The organism is Kitasatospora sp. NPDC088134, from assembly GCF_044741705.1.
GTDB lineage: Bacteria > Actinomycetota > Actinomycetes > Streptomycetales > Streptomycetaceae > Kitasatospora.
Window position 1 is genome coordinate 375,967 of the sequence record NZ_JBIUTD010000003.1, and the last position, 21,965, is coordinate 397,931.

The following is a 21,965-nucleotide window of genomic DNA, read 5'->3' on the forward strand; positions in this document are numbered from 1 at the left end:
GTATGGTGATCGGAATTCCGGAGCTTTCCGGCTCGGAGCGTTTTCGGTTGGGGCAGGCGGCACTGGCACGGGAGGGGCTGGTCGCGGCGGTGCGGGCGGCCCCCGGGGTGGTGGTGCGGCAGGTGGCGGGGAGTGCGCTGGCCGAGATCGCCGGGGTGCGGGGCGGCCTGGCGGCGGCGGATGCCCGGGACCTGCTGGACGGCGTCGCGGTGGCGGGACGGAGCGTCCAGGACGTCGCGTTCGGGCGGGAGTTGGCCGCGTTGGGGGAGCGGGAGCTGCCCGCGGAGTGGGCGGTGGACGACCCGGAGGCCGATCCGCTGGTCCGGGCACTGGCCGTGGAGCGGGCGCTGCTGGAGCGCGGAGTGCCCGCCGAGGAGGCGGAGTTGGCGCGCACGCTGGTGCTGGCGCGCGGGACCGGGCTGGACGTCGCGTTCTGCTGGTTCGACGGCGCGCGGGGCGAGGCGATGGTGGACGGCGGCATCCGGGCGGCGGAGCTGCGCTTCCGGATCGGCCGGGCGTCCCGGTGCCGAGCGGAACTGCTGGGGGCGGCGGAGGCGCTGGAGGTGGCGGAGCGTCAGGCGGCGGTGCTGCTGGAGGTGGCGCTGGCCGGGCGGGTGCGCCCGGAGCGGGTGGCGCGGCTGCTGGGGGTCGAGCCGTCGGTGGCGGTCGAGGAGGGGCGGTACCTGCAGCGGACGGCGCTGCTGAAGCGGGAGGTGCCGGACCGTGGGCACTGGGTGGCCGGGCCGCGGTTCCCGGCCGAGGCGGCACGGCGGGGGCGGGCCACCAGTCCGTGGTGGTAAGGAATTGATGGGGTGTCAGGAGGCTTGTGGGGCAAGGGAGTTGGTGGATTTCGGCCAAAGCGGGTGGGGGTCTTCCGGGGGGTCGGGCGGGCCAGCATGATGTGACTGCGCCGCGGGTTCGGCGGGTCACGGGGGGAGGCCGGGGCCGTCGGGGCGGTGCGGTCCGTCGGTGGAGGTGAGGGGAGCATCGCCATGTCGTCGTCCACGTCGTCGTCCGGTACCGGGTGCCCGGTCCTCGATCCGAGCGGCAGTGCGTTGCACGAGGAGGCCGCCGCGCTGCGGGCGGCCGGGCCGGCCGTGCTGGTCGAACTGCCGGGGAAGGTGCTGGCCTGGTCGGTGACCCGGCACAGCGTGATCCAGGCGCTGACCACCGACCCGCGGGTGTCGCGGGACTTCCGGCGGCACTGGCCCGGCGCGGCCGACGCGCCGGAGGGCTGGGCGCTGGCGGCGGTCGCCTTCCAGGACAGCTTCTTCAACATGTACGGGGAGGAGCACCGCAAGGCCCGGGGCCGGATCGCCCCGGCGTTCTCGCCGCGCCGGGTCGAGCTGATGCGCCCTCAGGTGCAGGCCACCGCGGACCGGCTGGTCGCGGCGCTCGGCGAGGTCCCGCCCGGTGCGGAGGTCGACCTGCGGCAGGCGCTGTCGCTGCCGCTGACCATGACGGTGATCTGCGACCTGTTCGGGGTGCCCGAGGAGATGCGGGAGGCGCTCGGCCACGCCATCGACGCGGTGCTGGACTCCACCCTCGGCCCGGCCGAGGCGCTCGCCGCGCAGGGTGAACTGCACGCCCGGATCAGCGCGTTCATCGCGTACAAGCGCTCCCGCCCGGGCCCCGACCTGACCACCGACCTGCTGCTCGGCGACGGGAACGACGGGAACGACAGGAACGACGGCAGCGGCGGCAGCGGCGGCAGCGGCGCCCCGGGGCCGGAGCCGATCCCGGAACCGGTGCTGATCGGCACCATGTTCGCCATGATCGGCGCGGGCTACGAGACCGCCGTCAACCTGATCACCAGCGCCGTGCAGGAACTCCTCGACCACCCGGAGCAGTTGGCCGCGGTGCGGGCGGGGACGGTCGACTGGGCGGACGTGGTGGAGGAGACGCTGCGCCTGGACGGCCCGGTGATGCACCTGCCGCTGCGCTACGCCCTGGCCGACCTCGACCTCGGCGAGGGCGTGGTGATCCCGCAGGGCGACCCGATCGTGATCGGCTTCGCCGCGGCCGGCCGCGACCCGCAGGTGCACCCGTCCTGCCCGGCGGAGTTCGACCCGGCCCGGGCCGACAAGTCGCACCTGGCGTTCGGCTTCGGCCCGCACTTCTGCCCGGGCGCGCACCTGGCCCGGCTGGAGGCGCGGATCGCGCTGGCCACCCTGTTCGACCGGCTGCCGGAGCTGGCCCCGGCCCGTCCCGGGGAGCGGCCCGAGCGGATCGCCTCGATCATGGTCAACGGCCCGGCCCGGCTGGACGTCGTCCCCCGCCCCGCCGGGGCCGTCCCGCCGCCTCGGTAGGGTTGGGGGCCAGGGACGGACCCAGGAGGCGGAGTGCGGCAGTACCGGGCGATGGTGGCGGTGGGGGACTCGTTCACCGAGGGGATGTGCGACGACCTCCGGCCGGACGGGCACTACCGCGGCTGGGCGGACCGGGTGGCGGACGCGCTGGCCGCCGAGCAGCCCGGGTTCCGGTACGCCAACCTGGCGGTGCGCGGCAAGCTGATCGGCCAGATCCGGGCCGAGCAGGTCGGCCCGGCGGCGGCCACCGACGCCGACCTGGTGACGCTGGCGGGCGGCCTGAACGACGTGCTCCGGCCCGGCTGCGACGTGGCCGAGGTGGAGCGCCGGCTCGGCGAGTGCGCGGCCGAGCTGCTCGCCGAGGGCCGCACCGTGGTGCTGTTCACCTCCACCGACCCGACCCGCCGGATGGCGGGCAGCGCCCGGCTGCTGCCCGCGATCCTGCGGATGAAGGGCTTCGTGGAGGGCGTGGTGCGGGACAACCCGGGCCGCGCGGTGCTGGTCGACCTGTTCTCCGCCCCGGTCTTCGACGACCGCCGGCTCTGGGCCGAGGACCGGCTGCACCTCTCGCCGGAGGGCCACCGCCGGGTCGCGCTGGCCGTCCTGGAGGCGCTCGGCCGCCCGGTCGGGGAGGACTGGCGGGCGCCGCTGGCCGAGCCCGACACCCGCACCCGGGCCGAGAAGGTTCGCGCCGACGTCCGCTGGATCGGCACCCACGTCGGCCCGTGGATCGGCCGCCGCCTGCGCGGCCGCTCCTCCGGCGACGGCCGCCCGCCCAAGCGCGCCGAGCTGCTCCCGTACGGGAACCGATCCGGGAACTGACGGTCCGTCAATTCGCCCCGGTGAGGCGGATGGTGAGTCCGACGGTGCCGGTGGCGCCGCGCCGCAGCCGGCTGCCCAGCAGGGTGAGCCGGCCGATCAGGCCGTACTTGCGGGCCAGCAGCCGCCGGTAGCGCTCGGTGGTGGCGGCGTCGGCGATCACCGCGGTGGCGGGCACCGGGTCGCCGGTCGGGTTGCCGCGGACGTCGCACGGGCCGACCAGGACGTCGCCGCGCCGCCGGATGCGCTTGACCTTCCAGGAGTCGGCGACCGTCCACACCCCCAGGGCGTCGCCGTCGCGCACCGTCCAGACGGGCGTGGGCACGGGGCTGCCGTCCCGCTTGTAACTGGTGATCAGCAGGTACGTGCCGGCGGCGAGCCGGTCCAGCGCGGTGTCGGCCATGGGCGGGAGTGTACGGCCGGTTCAGACCACCCGGACCGGATCGCCGTTCGAGTCCGCGTCCGTTCCCGGGGCCCGGTCCGGGCGGTGCCGGGCGGGAGCGGGCGCGGCGGCCGGGAGCGGGGCGGCGGTGGCCCGCCAGAGCCGGGCGGCGGACCACAGCGCGGCGGCCAGCAGCAGGCCGTTGCGGGCCAGGATGACGGCGGTCGGCTGCCAGCCGCCGGCCTGCATCGCGTCGAAGAACAGCGGGAAGTCGAGGGTGGTGATGCCCGTCATCGGGAGCAGCAGCAGCGCCACCGGCCGCTGGGTGGTGCCCTCCACGGTCAGGCAGACCGCGGCCAGGCCGATCAGCCAGACCAGGTACTGCGGGGAGATCACCCGGCTGGTCAGGGTGAACAGCAGCACCGCGGTGAGCGCCGCGTCGTAGGGGGTGGCGGCCGTCCAGCGGCGGGCCCGGACCCGCCAGAGCAGCAGCCAGCCGAACGCGGCGACGGTCAGCAGCAGCGACAGCTGGGAGACCCGGTGCACGTGCGGGCCGAGGAACTCCATCGAGCCGTAGTGCAGTTCGACCCGGCCGGACCAGCCGAACAGCCGGGCCACCTGGAGGAGGCTGCCGCCCAGCGACTCGATCTCCACGCCCCGGCCGCGCTGCGCGTGCAGGAAGTCGAAGGTGTGGTCGAACAGGGCCGCCAGCACCAGCAGCAGGGCCAGCGCGGAGACCGCGGCGGCCGTCCAGGCCTGGCGGGTGGTGCGGCCGCGCGGGGTGCCCAGCAGCGTCAGCACCGGCCACACCTTGACCAGGGCACCGACCCCGGCGAGCACCCCGGCCGCCCGCGGCCGGGCCGGCAGCAGCAGGAGCGCCCCCACCGCGAGCCCGGTGGCCGCCAGGTCGTAGCGCCCGTACGGCAGGCCCAGCAGCAGCGGGAGCGCCAGCGCCCACAGCCAGGCCCCGTGCCGGGAGCCGCCGGGCCGCCCGTACGGCACCCGGACCAGGGCGGCCTGCACCGCGGCGTCCACCAGCAGCATCAGCAGCACGAAGCCCTGGAGGTACGTCAGGAACGGCAGCACGCCCGGCGCGAGCATCGGCAGCGCCGCGCCCGGCGGGTACTGCCAGGTGACGTCGTCGACCGGGAAGGTGCCGGTCCGCAGCACCCGGTACCAGGAGTGGTAGAGCCGGTACACCTCGACGGCCTGCTCGGCCCGGCCCGAGCGGACCATGCCGAGCATCAGCAGCCGGCTCGCGCACCAGTACGCGGCCAGCGCGAGCAGGTCGCGAGGCCAGGTGGCGGGGCGGGTCCAGCGGATCGGCCGGGCGGCGGCCGGGGTGCCGGCCGGGGCGGGGGCCTGCGCGGGGGCCTGCGCCACCGTGTCCTCCAGTGCGGTTCGAACGACCGTGAGATCTCTCTCATATCAGACAAATCGGATGGGTCGGAGTCGGTGTCCCGCGTGTCCCCGCGCGTCCCCGGAACGCGCCACGGTGCGGGCCGCCACCCGGCCCAGCCGATTCCGTCGGCCGGACCTGCCAGAATGCACGGGCGACAGAAGCAAGCGCGGAGCGCGACCGCGGCAAGCGCGGAGAGCGACCGCGGAGGGCAACCGCAGAGAAGGTGACCGGCACCGTGACGATGTCCGTCGAACGCAAGATCGCCGAGGAGCTCGGCGTCCGCGAGAACCAGGTGCGGGCCGCCGTCGACCTGCTCGACGGCGGTGCGACCGTCCCCTTCGTCGCCCGCTACCGCAAGGAGGCCACCGGCGCCCTCGACGACACCCAGCTGCGCACCCTGGAGGAGCGGCTGCGCTACCTGCGCGAGCTGGAGGAGCGCCGGGCCGCCGTGCTGGAGTCCGTCGCGGCCCAGGGCAAGCTGGACGACGCGCTGCGCGCGCAGATCCTGGCCGCCGACTCCAAGGCCCGGCTGGAGGACATCTACCTCCCGTACAAGCCCAAGCGGCGCACCAAGGCGCAGATCGCCCGCGAGGCCGGCCTCGAACCGCTCGCCGACACCCTGCTGAACGACCCCTCCCGGGACCCGGCCGCGCTCGCGGCGACCTTCCTGAACGAGCAGGTCGCCGACGCCGCCGCCGCGCTGGAGGGCGCCCGCGCCATCCTGGTCGAGCGCTTCGGCGAGGACGCCGACCTGGTCGGCTCGCTGCGCGAGCGGATGTGGACCCGCGGCCGGCTGGTCGCCAGGGTCCGGGACGGCAAGGAGCAGGACGGCGCCAAGTTCGCCGACTACTTCGACTTCGCCGAGCCGTACACCAAGCTGCCCTCGCACCGCATCCTGGCCATGCTGCGCGGCGAGAAGGAGGAGGTCCTCGACCTCGAACTCTCCCCGTACGACGGCGAGCAGGAGGCCGACCTGCCCGGCGCGAGCGACTACGAGCAGCGGATCGCCGCCCGCTTCGGCATCGCCGACCGCGGCCGCCCCGCCGACAAGTGGCTCACCGACACCGTCCGCTGGGCCTGGCGCACCCGCGTCCTGGTCCGGCTCGGCATCGACCTGCGGACCAGGCTGCGCGCCGAGGCCGAGGACGAGGCCGTCCGGGTCTTCGCCGCCAACCTGCGCGACCTGCTGCTGGCCGCCCCCGCCGGGACGCGCGCCACCATGGGCCTCGACCCGGGCTTCCGCACCGGCGTCAAGGTCGCCGTGGTGGACGCCACCGGCAAGGTCGTCGCGCACGAGACGATCTACCCGCACCAGCCCGCCAACAAGTGGGACGCCGCGCTCGCCACCCTGGCCCGGCTGGCTGCCCAGTACCGGGTCGACCTGGTGGCGATCGGCAACGGCACCGCCTCCCGGGAGACCGACCGGCTGGCCGCCGACCTGATCACCCGTCACCCCGAGCTGGGCCTGACGAAGGTGATGGTCAGCGAGGCCGGAGCCTCCGTCTACTCCGCCTCCGCGTTCGCCGCCCAGGAGCTCCCCGAACTGGACGTGTCGATCCGCGGCGCGGTCTCCATCGCCCGCCGGCTCCAGGACCCGCTGGCCGAACTCGTCAAGATCGACCCCAAGTCGATCGGCGTCGGCCAGTACCAGCACGACCTGAGCGAGCTCAAGCTCTCCCGCTCGCTGGACGCCGTGGTCGAGGACTGCGTCAACGCCGTCGGCGTGGACGTCAACACCGCCTCCGCGCCGCTGCTCACCCGGGTCTCCGGCATCACCGGCACGCTCGCCGACAACATCGTCGCGCACCGCGACGCGAACGGGCCGTTCCGGACCCGCAAGGCGCTCAAGGACGTCGCCCGGCTCGGCCCCAAGGCGTTCGAGCAGTGCGCGGGCTTCCTGCGCATCCCCGGCGGCGACGACCCGCTGGACGCCTCCGCCGTCCACCCCGAGGCGTACCCGGTGGTGCGCCGCATCCTCGCCGCGACCGGCGGGCCGCTCGGCGAACTGATCGGCAACGGTGCGGTGCTGCGCGCGCTGCGCCCCGGCGACTTCGCCGACGACACCTTCGGCGTCCCGACCGTCACCGACATCCTCGGCGAGCTCGACAAGCCCGGCCGCGACCCGCGGCCCGCCTTCCGGACGGCCACCTTCAAGGACGGCGTCGAGAAGATCTCCGACCTGGAGGTCGGCATGGTGCTGGAGGGCGTGGTCACCAACGTCGCCGCGTTCGGCGCCTTCGTCGACATCGGCGTCCACCAGGACGGCCTGGTGCACGTCTCCGCGCTGTCCAAGAACTTCGTCAAGGACCCGCGCGAGGTGGTCAAGCCCGGCGACATCGTCCGCGCCAAGGTCACCGCCGTCGACGTTCCCCGCAAGCGGATCGGCCTCACCCTCCGCCTCGACGACGACACCACCCCCGGCTCCGGCTCGGGCGGCGGCAACCGCCGCGAGCAGTCGCCCCGCAGGGACTCCCGCCCGCCGCGCCAGGACCGCCGCCCGAACAGTGCCGCGCCCGCCCCGGCCAACTCCGCGATGGCCGACGCCCTCCGCCGCGCGGGCCTGGGCAAGTAGCGCCGGACGCCGAACGCCCGGCCGGGGTCTCCCGGCCGGGCGTTGCGGTGTCCGCGGTTACCGTGCCTGCGGTGACGAGGCCCAGCCGCCGTACGGCACGGTGATCAGCTCCATGGCGTGGCCCGCCGGGTCCATGAAGTACACGCCGCGACCGCCGTCGTTGCGGTTGATCGCGCCGGGCTGCTTCCGCTGGGGATCGGCGTAGTGCTCCACGCCGCGCTGTTCGATCCGCGCGTACGCCGCGTCGAACTCCTGCTCGGAGACCAGGAAGGCGTAGTGCTGGGGGGTGATGCTCTCCGCAGGGATGGTGGCGAAGTCCAGTGTGACGCCGTTGCCCAGGGCGACCGCGATGAACGGGCCCCACTCGGCGGTGATGTCGAGGTCGAGCAGCTCCGCGAAGAACTCAGCGGACTCCCGGTTGTTCCGGGCGTGGACGATCGTGTGGTTCAGGTCGACTGACAAGGAATGCCTCCGAAGGCATGTCCCGGCACCTCCATGTCTCACCCAGTCGGTGACCGACACGCGATGCTGCCGTGGACCCTAACCTTGATCCACCGAACGGGTCAACAGCAGTCGGTCGACCAGTCCGTCGACGTACTCCGGGGCGAGCGGGACCATGCCGAACAGGACCCGGACGTACATCGGGGCCAGCACGTGGTCCAGCAGATCGAGCGCGTCGGGCGCGTCCTCGCCGCGCTCGCGGGCGCGGTCGAGCACGGACTGCAGCTGCCGGGTGCGCTCGGCGCGGAGCTCCTGGCCCGCCCGCACGCCCTGCTCGCCGCTGCCGGACAGGGCGACGGCCAGGTGCAGCACCGCCGGGCCGTCGGGCCCGGTGATCTCGCGGGCCACCTGGGCCGCGTAGGTGCGCAGGTCGCCGGCCAGGGTCCCGGTGTCGGGCATCGGCGACCGCGCGTTGAGGCGGGTGAGCGCCACGTCGGTGAGCAGGGTCTCCAGGCTGCCCCACCGGCGGTAGATGCTGCTGTCCGCCACGCCCGCGCGGGCCGCGACCTCGCCGACGGTGAAGTTGCCGTAGCCGCGCTCGCCGATCAGCTCGGTGACGGCCTGGTGCACCTGGGCGCCGACCCGGGCGCTGCGCCCGCCGGGGCGCCGGGACTGCTGTCGCTCGTTCATGCCGCCACCTTAACGCAGTCATCACTTGCGTTTGTGGGAGCGGGCTCGCTAGGGTCCTTCTAACGCAGTCGCCGACTGCGTTAAGTGCTCCGGGCGTCCTGGCGCCCGCATCGCACCCGGACGGGTGCGACCGACGATCGAAGGGGGAGTCCGAATGACGGCACCGCGTACGGCCGCGGGCAGTCGACCGAACCGGGCCGTGCTGCTCGCGGTGACCTGCCTGGGCCAGTTCATGGTCCTGCTCGACAACACGGTCGTCGGGGCGGCGCTGCCCGACATGCAGCAGCGGCTGCACGTCCGGCTGACCGGCCTGCAGTGGATCGTCGACTCGTACGTCCTGCTGGTGGCGATGCTGCTGCTGTCCGGTGGCGTCTTCGCGGACCGGTTCGGCCGCAAGCGGGTGTACCTGACCGGCGTGGCGGTGTTCACCGCCGCCTCGGTGCTGTGCAGCCTCGCGCCCTCGCTCGGCTGGCTGGTCGCCGGCCGGGTGCTGCAGGGCATCGGGGCCGCGGCGCTGAGCCCCGCCTCGCTGGCCCTGCTCGCCGCCGCCCACCCGGTGCCGCAGGAGCGGATCAGGGCGATCGGGCTGTGGGCCGGGCTCAGCGGGATCGGCCTGGCCGCGGGCCCCGTGGCCGGCGGCGTGCTGACGGACGCCTTCGGCTGGCCCGCGATCTTCCTGGTCAACCTGCCCGTCGGCGCGGTCCTGCTGCTGGTCGGCCGGCGCCACCTCGGCGAGTCCCGCAATCCGGACGCCCCCGCGATCGACGTCCCGGGGACGGTGCTCTCCGCCCTGGGGGTGGGGGCGCTGACCTACGGGCTGATCGAGGGCGGCGCGCGCGGCTGGACGTCGCCGGTGGTGCTGGGCGGCTTCGCCGCCGCGGCGGTCCTGCTCGCCGCCTTCGTCGCCGTCGAGGCGCGCGGCTCCGCCCCGATGCTGCCGCTCCGGCTGTTCCGGCAACGGCTGTTCACCGTCTCCAACACCGCGATGGGCGTGGTGGGCTTCGCGCTGATGGGCTCGTCGTTCTTCTTCTCCCAGTTCTTCGTGTCGGTCCAGGGCAGTTCGGTGCTGCGGGCCGGCCTGCAGACCCTCCCGGCCACCCTCGCCATGGTGGTCGTCGGCCCGTACGCGGGCCGGCTCGCCGCCCGGTACGGCTTCCGCGTCGTGGTCACCGCCGGTCTGGCCCTGGCGGGCCCGGGGCTGCTGGCGCTCGGCACGGTGCACGCCGACACCGGCTACGGGAACGTGTGGTGGCGGCTGGGGGCCGTCGGCATCGGCTTCGGCCTGACCCTGTCCCCGCTGACCGGAGCCGCCGTCCAATCGGTCGGCCCGCAGGAGGGCGGCCTGGCGTCGGGCATCAGCGGCACCACCCGGCAGATCGGCGCGGTGCTCGGCGTCGCGCTGCTGGGAGCCGTCGTCCGCACCCGGCAGGCCGGCGGGGCCTCCTTCGAGACCGGCCTCGACGACGCCTTCCTGGTGGCCGGCGCCCTCACCTCGGCCGCCGCCGTGTTCACCGGCCTGTGGCTGACCAGGACCCGGCCCGCCGAGCGCCCCGTCGCCCCGATCACGGCCACCGCCCCGATCGCGGCCGCCGCCCCGCACCGGGCGCCCGCGAACAGCCAGGGCTAGGGCGTCCCCGCCCTCCCTTCCCCGCAGATCCGCACACCCCTACCCACCCGAGGAGCGACACCTTTGACACCCGACCCTTTGACACCCGACCCGACCGTCCTGCACCCGCTGCCCGCCCACGAGCGCGTGGTGTTCCTCAAGCCGCTGGTCACCTCGCCGACCGTCGAGGTGGGCGAGTACACGTACTACGACGACCCGGACGGCGCCACGGACTTCGAACGCCGCAACGTCCTGTACGCCTACGGTCCCGAGCGGCTGGTCATCGGCAAGTACTGCGCCATCGCCTCCGGCACCCGGTTCCTGATGGCCGGTGCCGAACACCCGACGATGGGCGTCTCGACCTTCCCGTTCACCATGTTCGGCGGCGCCTGGACGGAGCGGACCCTGGACATCGTCACCGCCATGCCCAGCCGCGGCGACACGGTCGTCGGCAACGACGTCTGGTTCGGCCACGGGGTGACCGTCATGCCCGGCGTGCGGATCGGGGACGGCGCGATCGTCGCGGCCGGAGCGGTGGTCACCGCCGACGTCCCGCCGTACACGATCGTCGGCGGCAACCCGGCCAGGACGATCCGCCGGCGCTTCGACGACGCCGACGTCGAACGGCTGCAGCGCGCCGCCTGGTGGGACTGGCCCACCGACCTCGTCACCGAACACGCCCGCACCATCATGGCCGGAACCCCGGCCGACATCGCCCGCATCGCCGCCGAACACACCCTGGAGAAGCCCCGGTGACCCCGACGACCGTCGAAGAACACCCCGTGGCCGACCGCACGGCCGGCCCCTACGCCCTCACCGAGGGCCCGGACGGCGCCCTGTGGTTCACCCTCGTCCACAGCGGCCGGATCGGCCGGATCGTCCCCGGCGGGGAACCGACGAGCCACCGGCTCGACCCCGACTGCGGGCCGACCGTCATCACCCCCGGCCCGGACGGCGCCCTGTGGTTCACCGAGTACCGGGCGCACCGGATCGGCCGGATCACCACCGGCGGCGACGTCACCGAGTTCGACCTGCCCACCCCGGACTGCGGGCCCTTCGGCATCGCGGCGGGGCCCGACGGCGCGCTGTGGTTCACCGAGACCGCCGCCGACCGGATCGGCCGGATCACCGTCGACGGCGACGTCACCGAGTTCCCGCTCCCGGTCACCGGCGCGTTCCCGTCCGCGATCACCGCCGGTGGTGACGGCGGGATGTGGTTCACCCTCAACCAGGCCGACGCCATCGGCCGGATCGGGGCGGACGGCACCGTCACCCTCCACCCCCTTCCGGCCGGGGCGGCGGCACCGGTGGGGATCGCCGCGGGCCCGGACGGCGCGCTGTGGTTCACCGAGATCGCCGCCGGCCGGATCGGCCGGATCACCCCCGGCGGGGAGATCACCGAGTTCCCGCTGCCCGACCGGACCGGCCGCCCGCACGCCGTCACCGTCGACGGACGGGGCACCGCGTGGTTCACCGAATGGGGAGGCAACCGCGTCGGTGCCGTCACCCCCGACGGCTCCGTCACGACGTACGACCTGCCCACCCCCGGCTCCGAGCCGCACGGCATCGCGGTCGGCCCCGACGGTGCCCTGTGGGCCGCGCTGGAGATCGGCGCGCTCGCCCGGATCGTCCCCGCCGGCTGAACCGGCTCCCCCGTTTCCCCGCACCTTTCCCCGCACCGCCAACCGTGGTCGTCCGCAGGGCGACCGGAGAGGAAGTCCCCGTGAAATACGCACTCGTGATCTTCGAGACGGACGAGTCCCGCCGCCGGATCCGGGCCGACCGGGCGGCCTACCGCAAGGAGTACGAAGGCTGGATCGGCGCTCTCGCCGCAGCCGGGAAGCTGGTCGGCGGTGACGCGCTGGAGACCGAGCACGCCGGGCCCGCGACGGTGCGCAGCACGGCCGACGGGGCGAGGACGGTCACCGACGGGCCCGCGCACGCCGGGGAGGAGACCCTCGGCGGCTGGTTCCTCGTCGAGGTCGCCGACCGGGCCGAAGCCCTCGAACTGGCCAGGAGCCTGCCCACCCCGGAGACGGTCGAGGTCCGGCCGGTGCTCGAATCCGCCTGAGCGGCCGCCGGGTCGCGGGCCGCCCGTCAGCCGGTGCGGGACTCGACGGCGAGGGCGACGAGTTCGGACCACCAGGGCTCGCGGTGGTGGGTGAGCAGGAGTTGGGCCTCCTCGGGGGTGACGGGGCGGACCTCGACGACCTGTTCGCCGTCGGCGGGGTTGGTGGGGGCGCTGTCGACGGTGACCTCGGCCCAGCCCCAGAGCCAGGCCTTGACGGGGTGCGGCTGCCAGGGGCGGTAGGGGGTCGGGCCGTCGCTGACCGCGAGGTGGTGGCCGATCCAGGTGGGCGGGCCGAGCAGGCGGGCGCCGGCCTCCTCGACGAGTTCGCGCTGCAGGCAGGACTCGACGCTCTCGGCCGCCTCCCGGGTGCCGCCCGGCAGGAACCAGTGGCCGCGGGTGTCGCGGCAGAGCACTACCCGGCCCTCGGTGAAGCCCACCAGGTGGACGTTGGTGACCAGTTCGTCCGGCGGCAGCTCGGTGGTGAACCGGGCGTCGATGCCGCCCCACTCCCAGCGCTGCGGGGCGTGCAGGGCCGGATACCGGGCCGCGAGGGCGGCGCTGTCGCTCGTTCTGCGTGTGGTGTCCGTCATTGATCGATCGTAGTCCGGAGCGGTCCCGACCGGACCCGGATCGTCAACAGGGCGGACAGAACGTCACCCTCCGGTGGCGGAACGGCAACCAGCCGCCCCCGCAGTTCACTTGACGGCCCCTCACTCCGGGACGACCACCACCGCACAGGCCGCCGCCCGGACCTCCGGATCGGGGTGGGCCCGCAGCGCGGCCAGCACGTCGAGCCAGCGGCCCGTCCAGGCGCTGCGGGTGCCCAGCCGGTCGGCCAGCGCCGCCACCAGCAGGCCGGTGGCCGGGCCGTCCCCGGGCAGCAGGGCGAGCAGCGCCCCACCTGCGGCCGCGTCCACCGCGGGCGGCAGCGGCGCGCTCCCCGCCACCGTGTCGGCCAGCGCGGGCGCCAAGCGCGCGGCCAGCACCGGCCGGTGGGCCAGCGCCGCGGCCAGCCGCGCCACCGCTGCCCCGAACCCGGCGTCGGCCGGATCGGCGGCCCGGGCCAGCACCGCCGCCCGGATCTCCAGCAACTCCCCGTACGGGCACAGCAGTTCGGCCTGCGCCAGCAGCAGGTCGCGGTACCGCGGCGAGCGGTCCGGCCAGGCCAGCGCCTCGATCCGCCGCCGGACCGGCAGGTCGCGGGCGACGGCCGGATGCGGGTCGTCGGGCAGCGCGCCGAGCAGCGCGGCCAGCGCCCGGTGCGCGGTACTGCCGGGGGCGGCCCCGCCCACCGGGTGCGGCAGCCCGGAGACCGCCAGCTCCTGCACCGAGCGGACGGCCTGCCGCCAGGTGTGCCGGTCGTCGAGGTCGGCGACCAGGCTGGGCAGCACCTCGGCGGCCCCCGGCGCGTACCTGGCCCACCGTGGCAGCGCGGCGATCGCGGTCCGGACGACCTCCGGATCGCCGCCCGGCCGGGCCGCGACCGAGGTCACCAGCCCGGCCAGGAACGCCCGGTGGCGCTCCGGCAGCAGGTGCGGCGGGGTGCCCAGGACGGCCTGCCGGACCTGCGGCTCGGGCGCCTCGGCGGCCTCGGCGAGCACCGCCCGGACGGCCCCGGCGTCCAGCAGCTCGGCAGCCCGGGAGGCCGCGGCGGCCCGGACGTCGGGGTGCTGGCCGGGCGCCCGGAAGGCCGCGGCCACCAGCTCGGCGGCCCGGGCCGGCGGCAGGTGCGCGGCGGCCAGGCGGACGGCCTCCTTGCGGGCGGTGACCTTGCTGCCGGCCGTGCCGGTGGCCAGGCCGGTGAGCAGCGGGTCGAGCCGGGCGGGCGGGGTCAGCCGGGCCACCCGGGACGCGGTGTACAGCGCGACCCGGGCCCGGTCGTCCCCGGCGTGCGCCAGCAGGTCGGGCAGCGCGGCGGCCGGGTCGTCGGTCCACGCGAGCGCGCCCAGCGCGGCCTCGGCGACCAGCACGTCCGGGTCGTCCAGGTACCGGCGGACCAGCGCCGCGCCGTGCCCGGGCAGCGCGGCGGCCTGCCGGATCGCCGCCGCCCGCTCCTCCCGGGTCCGGCCGGTGTCGGCGGCGACGCGCGCGAACAGCTCGGCGACCCGGGCGACCTGACGGGGCGTCCAGCCGTCGGCCTGCCCGGTGGGCGGCAGCGGGCGGCGCTCCCCGGCCCGCAGGAACCGCCCGGTGGGCGGGCGTTCGGTCAGCGCCAGGTCCAGCAGGTCGGTGCGGACGCCCGCCAGGTACCCCAGCACGGGCGCGAAGAACACCGCGGACGGGTCGAGCCGCAGCGCCGTCCGCACCTTCGCGTCCCGGCCCGCGCGCGGCCGCAGCCACAGCGCCAGCGCCTCCGCGAAGACCGGCTCCCGCTCGTCGCGCAGCGCCCGGCCGAGCCGCTCGTCCAGCTCCGGCAGCCGTTCGGCGCGCGGACCGAGCGCCCGGGCCAGGGCGAACAGCAGCCGGTGCAGGCCGTGCGCCTCCTCCTTGTCCAGCCAGGGGCACAGCGCGTTCAGCACCTGTTGTTCCTGGCCGCGGCGCAGCCGGTGGGCCAGCGGCGGGAGGGGGAACCCGCCGGTGCGGGCGGCCAGTTGCTCCAGCGCGCCGAGCGCGAAGGCCAGCAGGCCGGGGCGGGCCCCGGTGGGATGGGCGGCGAGCACGGCCAGCGCCAGCGCGGAGAGCGCCGAGCGGGTCGGGTGCGAGCAGTCCCGGGCGTCCAGCGCCCCGGCGACCAGCAGGCCGAGCGCCTCGGCGTGCCCGTCGGTGAAGCGGTGGGCGGGGAAGGCGGCCAGCGCGGCGAGCGCGGCCTGCCGGACCGGGTCCTGCTCGTTGCGGACCCGGTCCAGCTCGGCGAGCAGACGCGCCGGGGCGGCCGGGTCGGGGTCGTCGGCGGCGCCGGCCACCAGCAGCCGCCACGCCTCGGCGCGCTCGGCGGCGTCCGGCCGGCGGGTGACGGGCAGCAGCGCGGCCAGCGCCTCGGCGGGCGGCAGCAGCGCGGTCAGCGGACGCAGCGCCCGCTCCTCGGCGCCCCGGGCGCGGCCCTCGGCGAGCAGCCGCCCGGCCTCGGCCCGGCGCCGCTCGCGGGGCAGCAGCCGCAGCACCGGCACCGTCAGTCGGCCCGCGTCCAGCGGCTGCCCGTCGGCGGCGGCGTCCAGGAACGCGGCCCGCCGGGACGGCGGGACGGCCCGCAGCAGGACGGCGAACCGGTCCGGCGCGGCCAGCCAGCGGCGGCCCAGCGCGGCCAGCGCGGGCGGGTCGGCCTGCGCGAGGCGGTTCAGCGCGCTCCGGGACGGGCGGGGCTCCCAGGACTCCCAGGGGCGCTCCGGGTCGGCCAGCCAGGCGGTGGCGCGCTCGGCGTCGACGGCCAGCAGGTGCGGGAAGCCGGACACCAGGACGGCGGGCAGCCGGTCGAGCGGGCGCCGCTCCAGCAGGTCGAGGACCCGGGCCGGACGCAGCGGCAGCACCGCCGCCACCCGGTCGCCGAGCCGGTGCCACCACAGCGAGCGGTCGTCCGCCGGCAGCTCGGCCAGCTCCCGTTCGACCTGGTCCAGCACCAGGTCGGGGTGGCGGGCGGCCAGCAGCGACCAGGAACCCACCGCGACGGCCAGGCCCGGCAGTTCGGCCTTCACCGTCTCCGGCGGACAGTGCGCCAGCAGCGCCGCGGCCTCGCGCGCCCCCCAGTGCTCCCGGGCCACCGGCAGCAGCAGCGCCGCCAGGTCGGTGCGCCGCCCGCGGGCCACCGTGCGCCGCAGCGCCCGGCGGACCTCGGCCGAGCCGTCCCGGTACGCGGCCAGCACCTCCGCCACCGGGAGCGGCAGCGTGCGGACGGCGGCCAGCGCGCGGCCGCGCACCTCGCGGTCCGGGTCGGTCAGCTGCCCGGCGAGGGCCGCCGCGTCCCGGCGGAGCTCGGCCGCGAAGGCGTCCAGCCGCCGCCCGTACTGCCCGTGCTTCGCCAACTCGGCCCGCAGTGCGTCGAGTTCACCCGGCGAGGCGGCGCGGACGGTGCGCGCGAACAGGGCGGTCCGCTCCGCCCGGGGGAGGGCGTCCAGGGCGGCCAGCAGGGCGGCGGCGTCGAAGGCTTCGAGGAGCGGCATGTCGGCCATTCTCCCCGGCCTGGGCAAACGGTTTACCGGTTTACCGGTTTACCGGTTCATCGGGATGTTTTCGGGCGGGGCGGTGGGGCCCGGTCGGTCGCGCGTACTGACTGTGGGGGAGCGCGACCGCCGGGCCGACCGGTGACCGGCCCCAACCCCCGCCCCCGGGTGGGAGGTTGGACCGGCCTGCGCGACGGAGCCGCCGTCGCGTGCCACTCAACATGGCCCGCCCGACCAGGGGGCGTCAAGGCGATCCCGCCCGCTTGAGCCACCCTTAAGGCTCCCCTGGCCGACAGCACCGGTAGCGCGCCCTCCGGTTCCCTCGGCGCGCCCTCGGGTCCCCTTTCCCCGGGCTCAGGGTTCGGGCCGGGCGTCGGTGCTCGCCGGGCTCACCTCGCTCCACAGCCGGTCCTGCGCGACACCGCCGTTGCGTACGGCGGGTATGTGCCGGTGCCCCCAGCGGTCGCCCAGGGCGAGAGCCGCCAGCACGCCCGGGACGTCCGGCGCCGGGCGGGTCAGCCGGAGCTCGACCCGGTACCCCTCGGCGGTGACGGTCAGCCGGGCCTCCCCGCCCCCGGCCGCCGCCAGTCGCTCGGCGATCGTCCAGGCGCGCCGCCGCGAGCTTTCGGACAGGTTCTCCCGATCCGCCACCGGGTCAGTGCGGACGGCCGGACGCGAGCAGCGTCACGACGAGGACCACCAGGGCTGCCAGGGAGACCGCGTAGGCGGCACTCGGGGAAGACGGCTCGCGCGCGGGGAACGGCTCGCGCGCGGGGAACGGCTCGCGGGCGGGGAATGGCTCGCGGGCGGGCGGCGGCACTTCGGTGGGGCCGGGCCGGGAGTCGTCGCGGTCGCCGTTCACCGGGCGGCCTCCGGTCCGGGCCGACCGCCGCGGCCTGCCGCCCGACCTTCCTGCCGACCTTCCTGGGGGGCCGAAGTCGCCTCGGCATAAGGTGAGTTCGAGCAACGACTCGGCCAGGCTCCGGGGGCGGGGCAGGCCGGCGCACCCCAGCGCGACACCGCCGGACTCCGGCGGCACCTCGGCCCGGTGGACGGGCGACAGCCCCGGTGCAGGGTCCGACCGGGCCGCTCGGGACGCCTGTTCCGGCAGGTCCGCGATCCGCTCGGAGTCCGCGAACCCGCCGCGTCGGCGCCTCCAGGCGACTGCGACCTCCTCCAAGGACTGTCCGGTGTACAGCACTTGCTTCCCTTCTCGCTGTGGTGTGGGTGTTCTGGGTACTGACGCCCCATCAGGCGGCGTCCCGCTCCCCGCCGGCATCGGCGTCGGTGCGCTCGGTGCGGTCGGCCGCGACGGCACAGCGCGGGCACCGGCAGGCCGGCCAGGTCAACGTGGAGACCGGCGGGGGCATGATCGGTTCGTCGGACGTGCAGGACGAGACCGCCACCCGGGTGCCGTCGTCCCGCACCGTGTAGATGCGGATCGTCAACTTCGCTGCCGGGCCGGAGTACTGGTGCTCGAACATGACGGTGGACCTCGTGATTGCTCGTGCCATGCAGGGGGCCGGACGGGGAGCGCCCACGCCTACGGGGCGGAAACGACCGACCGGGCGCCCCGAGGGAGCCTCGCGCGCCGGTGACCGTCCGCATCCTTCTTCTGCCTCTTGGTCACCAAGCATCGGCAGAAATGACTACGCTCACCAGTACTTGCCCGTTGACAGTTCGGGCGGGTTAAGGAGCTGCCACAGTGAGCGAAGATCAGGAAATTGACGGCACGTCATCTCCGGCCCTGCGCTTCGGGGAGGAATTCCGCAGGTCACGGCGGGCTCGCGGCTGGTCCCAGACCGACGTGGGTAACCGCATGGGGTACTCGGGCGGGCTGCTCTCGTACGTGGAAAGAGGGAAGAAGCCCGTAACCCTTAACCTCGCGGTCAAAGCCGATCAAGTGTTCGGCACCGGGGAGCGGTTCCAGCAACTCTGGCGGCAGTACTCGAACGCCAGTCTGCTGGAGGGGTTCGCGGAGTTCGTCGCGGAGGAAGCGAGGTGCCGACGGCTGCGGATCTTCGGGCTGGGGCTGGTTCCTGGCCTGTTCCAGACATCGGCCTATGCGTCCGCGATCGCTTCGGCGGCCGTCCAGCGAGGCAGCATCAACCAGGAACAGGCCGATGCACGGGTGGCTCTGCTGGCGAACCGTCAGGCCTTGTTGGGTCGACCGAATCCGCCCTTCGTCCACGTTGTCCTGGACGAGAGCTGCCTTCGGCGCCCTGTGGGCGGAAACGGAGTCATGGTCGAACAGTTGGAGCATCTGGAGGGATTGGCCGCACGCCCTGGGATCACCGTGCAGGTCGCCCCGTTCGACCTCGGTGAGCGGGCCCCGTTCAGGATGCCGCTGATGCTGCTCGACCTGCCCGATCGGGTAGCTGTGGGCTATGCGGAATCCCAGGCCCGGAGCTACTTGGAGCGTGGGCGGGACGCGGTTGCCACCTGGTCCCGCGAGTATGATCTGCTCCAAGTGGAGGCCCTGTCTACGGTCGCTTCACTCGCCATGATTCGGGCTGTCAGGAAGGAACTCTCATGACCGACATCGACCTGGCCGGGGTGCGATGGGTGAAGTCCTCGTACAGCGACAACGGCGGTGACTGCGTGGAGGTGGCGCCGACCGCTTCGGCGAGCCACATGCCGGTGCGCGACTCGAAGGACCCGCAGGGCCCGGTGTTGATGTTCACCCGGGCCGAGTACGCCACGTTCGTAAACGCTGTGGTGGCAGGGGAGTTCGGCGAGATCTGACCCCGCTGGTGGGTAGTGGTGGAGCCCCGTGGGCCCGAGGTTCGGGCGCGCGGGGCTTTTCGCTGCGGCGGTGCCGATCCGAGGGCCGTTCCGGTGGATACGCGGCGCGCCTGACGTCCGGTCAGTAGGATCCGGGCAGACGGAGCCGACGCTCTGGGCGAGGGCGGCTCCGCTTCCCGTGACCGACCGTCAGGAAGGAACTCCCGTGGCCGACATCGACCTGTCCGGGGTCCGTTGGGTGAAGTCCTCGTACAGCAATAACGGCGGCAACTGCGTGGAGGTGGCGCCGACTGCTTCGGTGAGCCACCTGCCGGTGCGCGACTCGAAGGACCCGCAGGGCCCGGTGCTGGTGTTCACCCGGCGCGAGTACGCCGCGTTCCTGGACGCCGTGGTGGCCGGGGAGTTCGGCGAAGTCTGACCTGTGCCGGTCAGCAGCATCCGGCGCAGACGGAGTTGACCCCCTTCCCGGGGGTTGCCCACTTTCTGTAACTGATCGTCAGGAAGGAAGTGCCATGGCTGGCATCGACCTGTCCGGGGCCCGTTGGGTGAAGTCCTCGTACAGCGACAACGGCGGCGCCTGCGTTGAGGTGGCTCCGACCGCTTCGGCGGGCCACATGCCGGTGCGTGACTCGAAGGACCCGCAGGGCCCGGTGCTGGTGTTCACCCGGGCCGAGTATGCCGCGTTCCTGGACGCGGTGGTGGCCGGGGAGTTCGGCGGAGTCTGACCCCTCGGTGGCGTGAAGAGGCCCCGTGGGCCTGCGGTTCGGGTTCGCGGGGCTTTGTGCTGTGGCGGTGTCGTGTCTGACGCGCCGTCCCGGCCGATCGGCGGATCCGTCCGGGCACCATTCACCCCGTCGAGTCCGCCCGAAGCCGCCGGTGCTCGGTCACCAGCTCCCACCTCGTCCCGCTCGTTCGTGCGCGGCACGCTTCGCACGGGGTCGGCTCATCGAACGCTCTGAGATCATGGCAGCGTGACAATGAATTCCGGGCGCCCGCGGATCGACGCGGAACTCTGCGTAGAAGGCGTCCAGGAGGCCGAGGAGGACGGGGCGACCGTTGTCGTGCGTTGCGTTCGCGGACCGGTTCGTCTTGGTGCGCGCTTCCGGCGCATCCGTGACACTGCTGTCCCGATCGACCTGGAGTTGACGGAGATCCTCCGCTACGGGCGTCCGGTCGACCGACTCGATTCCTCCCACACCGCCCTCGTGACCCTCAGCGGAGCGGGAGCCCCTTTTCTTGTTCCGGGCAACGCGGCTCATGGCGGGAAGGTCCTCCTGGGCGAAAACCCCTGGTCGTGACGCCGGTCACCACCGGCCCTGACCATGGCCCCTCTGGCCGCGAGCGGTTCCGTCTCCCGTGATCGGTCGTCAGGACGGCGGCTTGGCCCGGTGGGGTGCCGTCAATGGTCTCGGAGGGTTGTCCCGGTGGCCCCGACGCGCTTTCGCAGCAGGTAGTCGATGTCACCGAGGCGGCCCCAGCCGGGGCTGTTCATGTTCTTGATGCCGGAGCGGATCTCGTCGAGGGCTGCCCGGCCGCGTTCATCGCCGCGCAGGGCGAGGCCGGCGGCGGCTTCCAGGCGGGCGTCGAAGGACGGGTCCGTCAGGTGCGCGGTGAAGAGTGCCCGCAGTTCCGGGGTGTCGACGTCGGACATGAGGAGTCTGCTGAGCGCGTTCGCCCGGGTCACGGGCACGGAGTCCCCGGCCAGGTGCACGAGGGCGGCGAAGGCTTCCTGATGTCGGTCGGTGTTGGTGTGGAGGAACATGGAGACGCGCGCCCGGACCCGGGGATCGGCGTGGTAGGCGTGGGGCAGGACCGCCGCGACCGTGTCGCCCGCGTTGTTGTAGGTGGCGAAGGCGCCGATGGCGAGGGCGAGCGTGCGGGGGTCCTGCTCGCTGCGGAGCAGCGGGCGCAAGAAGTCCTCGGCCTCACGTGCGAAGGGGGGCACGGCGTCGTCCGGGAGCGGGAGGAGGCCGTATGAGAACGCCAGTTGATCCATCGTGTCGATGCCGAACCGCCTGCGGTCGGCGTCGGCGGTGTCGCGGGCAGCTTCGAGAGCCCAGTCGAAGGTCTCCTGGTCGGCGCGGGTTCCCAGGTGGAGGACCGAGACGGACCAGTCGTCGTGGTGGGGGTCCGCATGCACCAGCGCACGGGCCATCAGCTCGTCCGGCGAGTGGCGGACGCCGAGCGCGGCCTCCATGTCGGTGACGATCGCCCAGTGCGCGGGCGGCGGATCGGCTTCGCGGCCGGCCCCGGACGCGAGCGTGTCCCGCGCGATGCGCAGCGCGCGCCGGTGCGGGCTGTCACTGCTCAGCGGGTCGTCATTGCGGGACAGGAGGGCTTGCAGGACGAGGGACCGGCCGTTCTGGGCCGCCCACGCCACGGGGTCCGTGCCCCCGTCCCAGGGACGTGTCACGTCGACGCCCCAGAGGACCAAGTGGTCGACCACTTGCTGGCGTCCGACCCGCGCGGCGGCGGCCAGCAGGGCCACGGCGTCGTCGCCCGCCAGTTCGTCCGAGGTGGCGTCGAACAGGGCTTCGAGCACCGCGTCGTCGTCTCCGCGTTCGACGGCGGCAAGCAGCAGGGGCAGATCCACCGGCCGATTGTGCCCGGTCGTGCGACAGCGGTGCGAACGAGTTTTCAGCAGGCCCGACGCCACCGCCCGGCCGACCGCAGCGCGCCTCCCGGGTTGCGAGCGATCATCGTGTTGCGGTCAGCGCGCTCGAACCGCTCGGCGGCATCGAGCCGCACCCGCTCCCGGTGCCGCTGTTCCCGGGCAGCACGCCCGCCCTTCTGCGCGTATCGCTCGGTGCGGTGGCGGCATCGTGCCTGACGCT

The 21,965-nt window shown here is 74.6% G+C and carries 22 protein-coding genes; 12 read left to right on the forward strand and 10 right to left on the reverse strand.

Annotation, left to right across the window (positions count from 1 at the left end):
• Positions 1 to 2 precede the first annotated feature (2 nt).
• The 3 genes from ACIOHG_RS07495 to ACIOHG_RS07505 all read left to right on the forward strand — a co-directional run bounded on the left by ACIOHG_RS07495 (position 3) and on the right by ACIOHG_RS07505 (position 3,131).
• A complete protein-coding gene (locus tag ACIOHG_RS07495) occupies positions 3 to 800 on the forward strand; it encodes a hypothetical protein (RefSeq protein ID WP_400946500.1) in 798 nt (265 codons plus the stop codon).
• A gap of 192 nt (positions 801 to 992) precedes the next feature.
• Positions 993 to 2,309 (forward strand): cytochrome P450, encoded by a 1,317-nt coding sequence (locus ACIOHG_RS07500; protein WP_400946503.1) that lies wholly within the window; start codon positions 993 to 995, stop codon positions 2,307 to 2,309.
• Positions 2,310 to 2,342: 33 nt separating this feature from the next.
• Positions 2,343 to 3,131: an SGNH/GDSL hydrolase family protein gene (locus ACIOHG_RS07505; RefSeq protein WP_400946505.1), complete on the forward strand. Its 789-nt coding sequence runs from the start codon at positions 2,343 to 2,345 to the stop codon at positions 3,129 to 3,131.
• A gap of 7 nt (positions 3,132 to 3,138) precedes the next feature.
• On the opposite strand, the gene ACIOHG_RS07510 is transcribed toward ACIOHG_RS07505, so the two are convergent.
• The gene (locus ACIOHG_RS07510) at positions 3,139 to 3,531 is read right to left on the reverse strand and encodes a PPOX class F420-dependent oxidoreductase (RefSeq protein WP_400946507.1); all 393 of its coding nucleotides are present in this window, start codon (positions 3,529 to 3,531) and stop codon (positions 3,139 to 3,141) included.
• A gap of 21 nt (positions 3,532 to 3,552) precedes the next feature.
• Complete coding sequence (locus tag ACIOHG_RS07515) at positions 3,553 to 4,893, reverse strand: glycosyltransferase 87 family protein (protein WP_400946509.1); 1,341 nt, start codon at positions 4,891 to 4,893, stop codon at positions 3,553 to 3,555.
• 260 nt (positions 4,894 to 5,153) lie between these two features.
• Here ACIOHG_RS07515 and ACIOHG_RS07520 point away from each other — a divergent pair, with 260 nt between their 5' ends.
• The gene (locus ACIOHG_RS07520) at positions 5,154 to 7,484 is read left to right on the forward strand and encodes a Tex family protein (protein ID WP_400946709.1); all 2,331 of its coding nucleotides are present in this window, start codon (positions 5,154 to 5,156) and stop codon (positions 7,482 to 7,484) included.
• Between the two features lie 57 nt (positions 7,485 to 7,541).
• Here the strand turns inward: ACIOHG_RS07520 and ACIOHG_RS07525 are convergent, their stop codons facing one another.
• Both ACIOHG_RS07525 and ACIOHG_RS07530 read right to left on the reverse strand, forming a co-directional pair.
• Complete coding sequence (locus tag ACIOHG_RS07525; RefSeq protein WP_400946512.1) at positions 7,542 to 7,946, reverse strand: VOC family protein; 405 nt, start codon at positions 7,944 to 7,946, stop codon at positions 7,542 to 7,544.
• Positions 7,947 to 8,024: 78 nt separating this feature from the next.
• The gene (locus ACIOHG_RS07530; RefSeq protein WP_400946514.1) at positions 8,025 to 8,615 is read right to left on the reverse strand and encodes a TetR/AcrR family transcriptional regulator; all 591 of its coding nucleotides are present in this window, start codon (positions 8,613 to 8,615) and stop codon (positions 8,025 to 8,027) included.
• A gap of 154 nt (positions 8,616 to 8,769) precedes the next feature.
• On the opposite strand from ACIOHG_RS07530, the gene ACIOHG_RS07535 reads away from it, so the two are divergent.
• The 4 genes from ACIOHG_RS07535 (at position 8,770) to ACIOHG_RS07550 (ending at position 12,292) form a co-directional block, all read left to right on the forward strand.
• A complete protein-coding gene (locus tag ACIOHG_RS07535; protein ID WP_400946516.1) occupies positions 8,770 to 10,242 on the forward strand; it encodes an MFS transporter in 1,473 nt (490 codons plus the stop codon).
• Positions 10,243 to 10,320: 78 nt separating this feature from the next.
• Positions 10,321 to 10,977 carry a CatB-related O-acetyltransferase gene (locus tag ACIOHG_RS07540; RefSeq protein ID WP_400946711.1) on the forward strand — a complete coding sequence of 219 codons (657 nt, stop codon included), beginning with the start codon at positions 10,321 to 10,323 and terminating at the stop codon, positions 10,975 to 10,977.
• Positions 10,974 to 11,864: a virginiamycin B lyase gene (locus tag ACIOHG_RS07545; RefSeq protein ID WP_400946519.1), complete on the forward strand. Its 891-nt coding sequence runs from the start codon at positions 10,974 to 10,976 to the stop codon at positions 11,862 to 11,864. Before ACIOHG_RS07540 ends, ACIOHG_RS07545 begins: the two co-directional genes overlap by 4 nt.
• A gap of 80 nt (positions 11,865 to 11,944) precedes the next feature.
• Complete coding sequence (locus ACIOHG_RS07550) at positions 11,945 to 12,292, forward strand: YciI family protein (RefSeq protein WP_400946521.1); 348 nt, start codon at positions 11,945 to 11,947, stop codon at positions 12,290 to 12,292.
• A 26-nt stretch (positions 12,293 to 12,318) separates the two neighbouring features.
• Here ACIOHG_RS07550 and ACIOHG_RS07555 read toward each other — a convergent pair whose 3' ends face one another.
• The 5 genes from ACIOHG_RS07555 to ACIOHG_RS07575 all read right to left on the reverse strand — a co-directional run bounded on the left by ACIOHG_RS07555 (position 12,319) and on the right by ACIOHG_RS07575 (position 17,870).
• Entirely contained in the window at positions 12,319 to 12,882 is a 564-nt protein-coding gene (locus ACIOHG_RS07555) for an NUDIX domain-containing protein (protein WP_400946524.1), read from the reverse strand.
• Between the two features lie 120 nt (positions 12,883 to 13,002).
• Positions 13,003 to 16,386, reverse strand: coding sequence for a hypothetical protein (locus tag ACIOHG_RS07560; protein WP_400946526.1), 3,384 nt, complete (start codon positions 16,384 to 16,386; stop codon positions 13,003 to 13,005).
• A gap of 354 nt (positions 16,387 to 16,740) precedes the next feature.
• Complete coding sequence (locus ACIOHG_RS07565; protein WP_400946528.1) at positions 16,741 to 17,037, reverse strand: hypothetical protein; 297 nt, start codon at positions 17,035 to 17,037, stop codon at positions 16,741 to 16,743.
• Between the two features lie 4 nt (positions 17,038 to 17,041).
• On the reverse strand, positions 17,042 to 17,248 hold the full coding sequence (locus tag ACIOHG_RS07570; protein ID WP_400946530.1) for a hypothetical protein: 207 nt from the start codon (positions 17,246 to 17,248) through the stop codon (positions 17,042 to 17,044).
• 388 nt (positions 17,249 to 17,636) lie between these two features.
• Positions 17,637 to 17,870: a hypothetical protein gene (locus ACIOHG_RS07575; protein ID WP_400946533.1), complete on the reverse strand. Its 234-nt coding sequence runs from the start codon at positions 17,868 to 17,870 to the stop codon at positions 17,637 to 17,639.
• Positions 17,871 to 18,091: 221 nt separating this feature from the next.
• Here ACIOHG_RS07575 and ACIOHG_RS07580 point away from each other — a divergent pair, with 221 nt between their 5' ends.
• From ACIOHG_RS07580 to ACIOHG_RS07595, 4 genes are all read left to right on the forward strand, one after another.
• Positions 18,092 to 18,922: a helix-turn-helix domain-containing protein gene (locus tag ACIOHG_RS07580; RefSeq protein WP_400946536.1), complete on the forward strand. Its 831-nt coding sequence runs from the start codon at positions 18,092 to 18,094 to the stop codon at positions 18,920 to 18,922.
• Positions 18,919 to 19,131: a DUF397 domain-containing protein gene (locus ACIOHG_RS07585; RefSeq protein ID WP_400946539.1), complete on the forward strand. Its 213-nt coding sequence runs from the start codon at positions 18,919 to 18,921 to the stop codon at positions 19,129 to 19,131. The genes ACIOHG_RS07580 and ACIOHG_RS07585 overlap by 4 nt, the downstream gene beginning before the upstream one ends.
• A gap of 205 nt (positions 19,132 to 19,336) precedes the next feature.
• Positions 19,337 to 19,549, forward strand: a complete 213-nt coding sequence (locus ACIOHG_RS07590) for a DUF397 domain-containing protein (protein WP_400946542.1) — start codon at positions 19,337 to 19,339, stop codon at positions 19,547 to 19,549.
• Between the two features lie 94 nt (positions 19,550 to 19,643).
• Complete coding sequence (locus tag ACIOHG_RS07595; RefSeq protein ID WP_400946544.1) at positions 19,644 to 19,856, forward strand: DUF397 domain-containing protein; 213 nt, start codon at positions 19,644 to 19,646, stop codon at positions 19,854 to 19,856.
• A 674-nt stretch (positions 19,857 to 20,530) separates the two neighbouring features.
• On the opposite strand, the gene ACIOHG_RS07600 is transcribed toward ACIOHG_RS07595, so the two are convergent.
• The gene (locus ACIOHG_RS07600) at positions 20,531 to 21,724 is read right to left on the reverse strand and encodes a hypothetical protein (RefSeq protein ID WP_400946547.1); all 1,194 of its coding nucleotides are present in this window, start codon (positions 21,722 to 21,724) and stop codon (positions 20,531 to 20,533) included.
• Between the last annotated feature and the right edge of the window lie 241 nt (positions 21,725 to 21,965).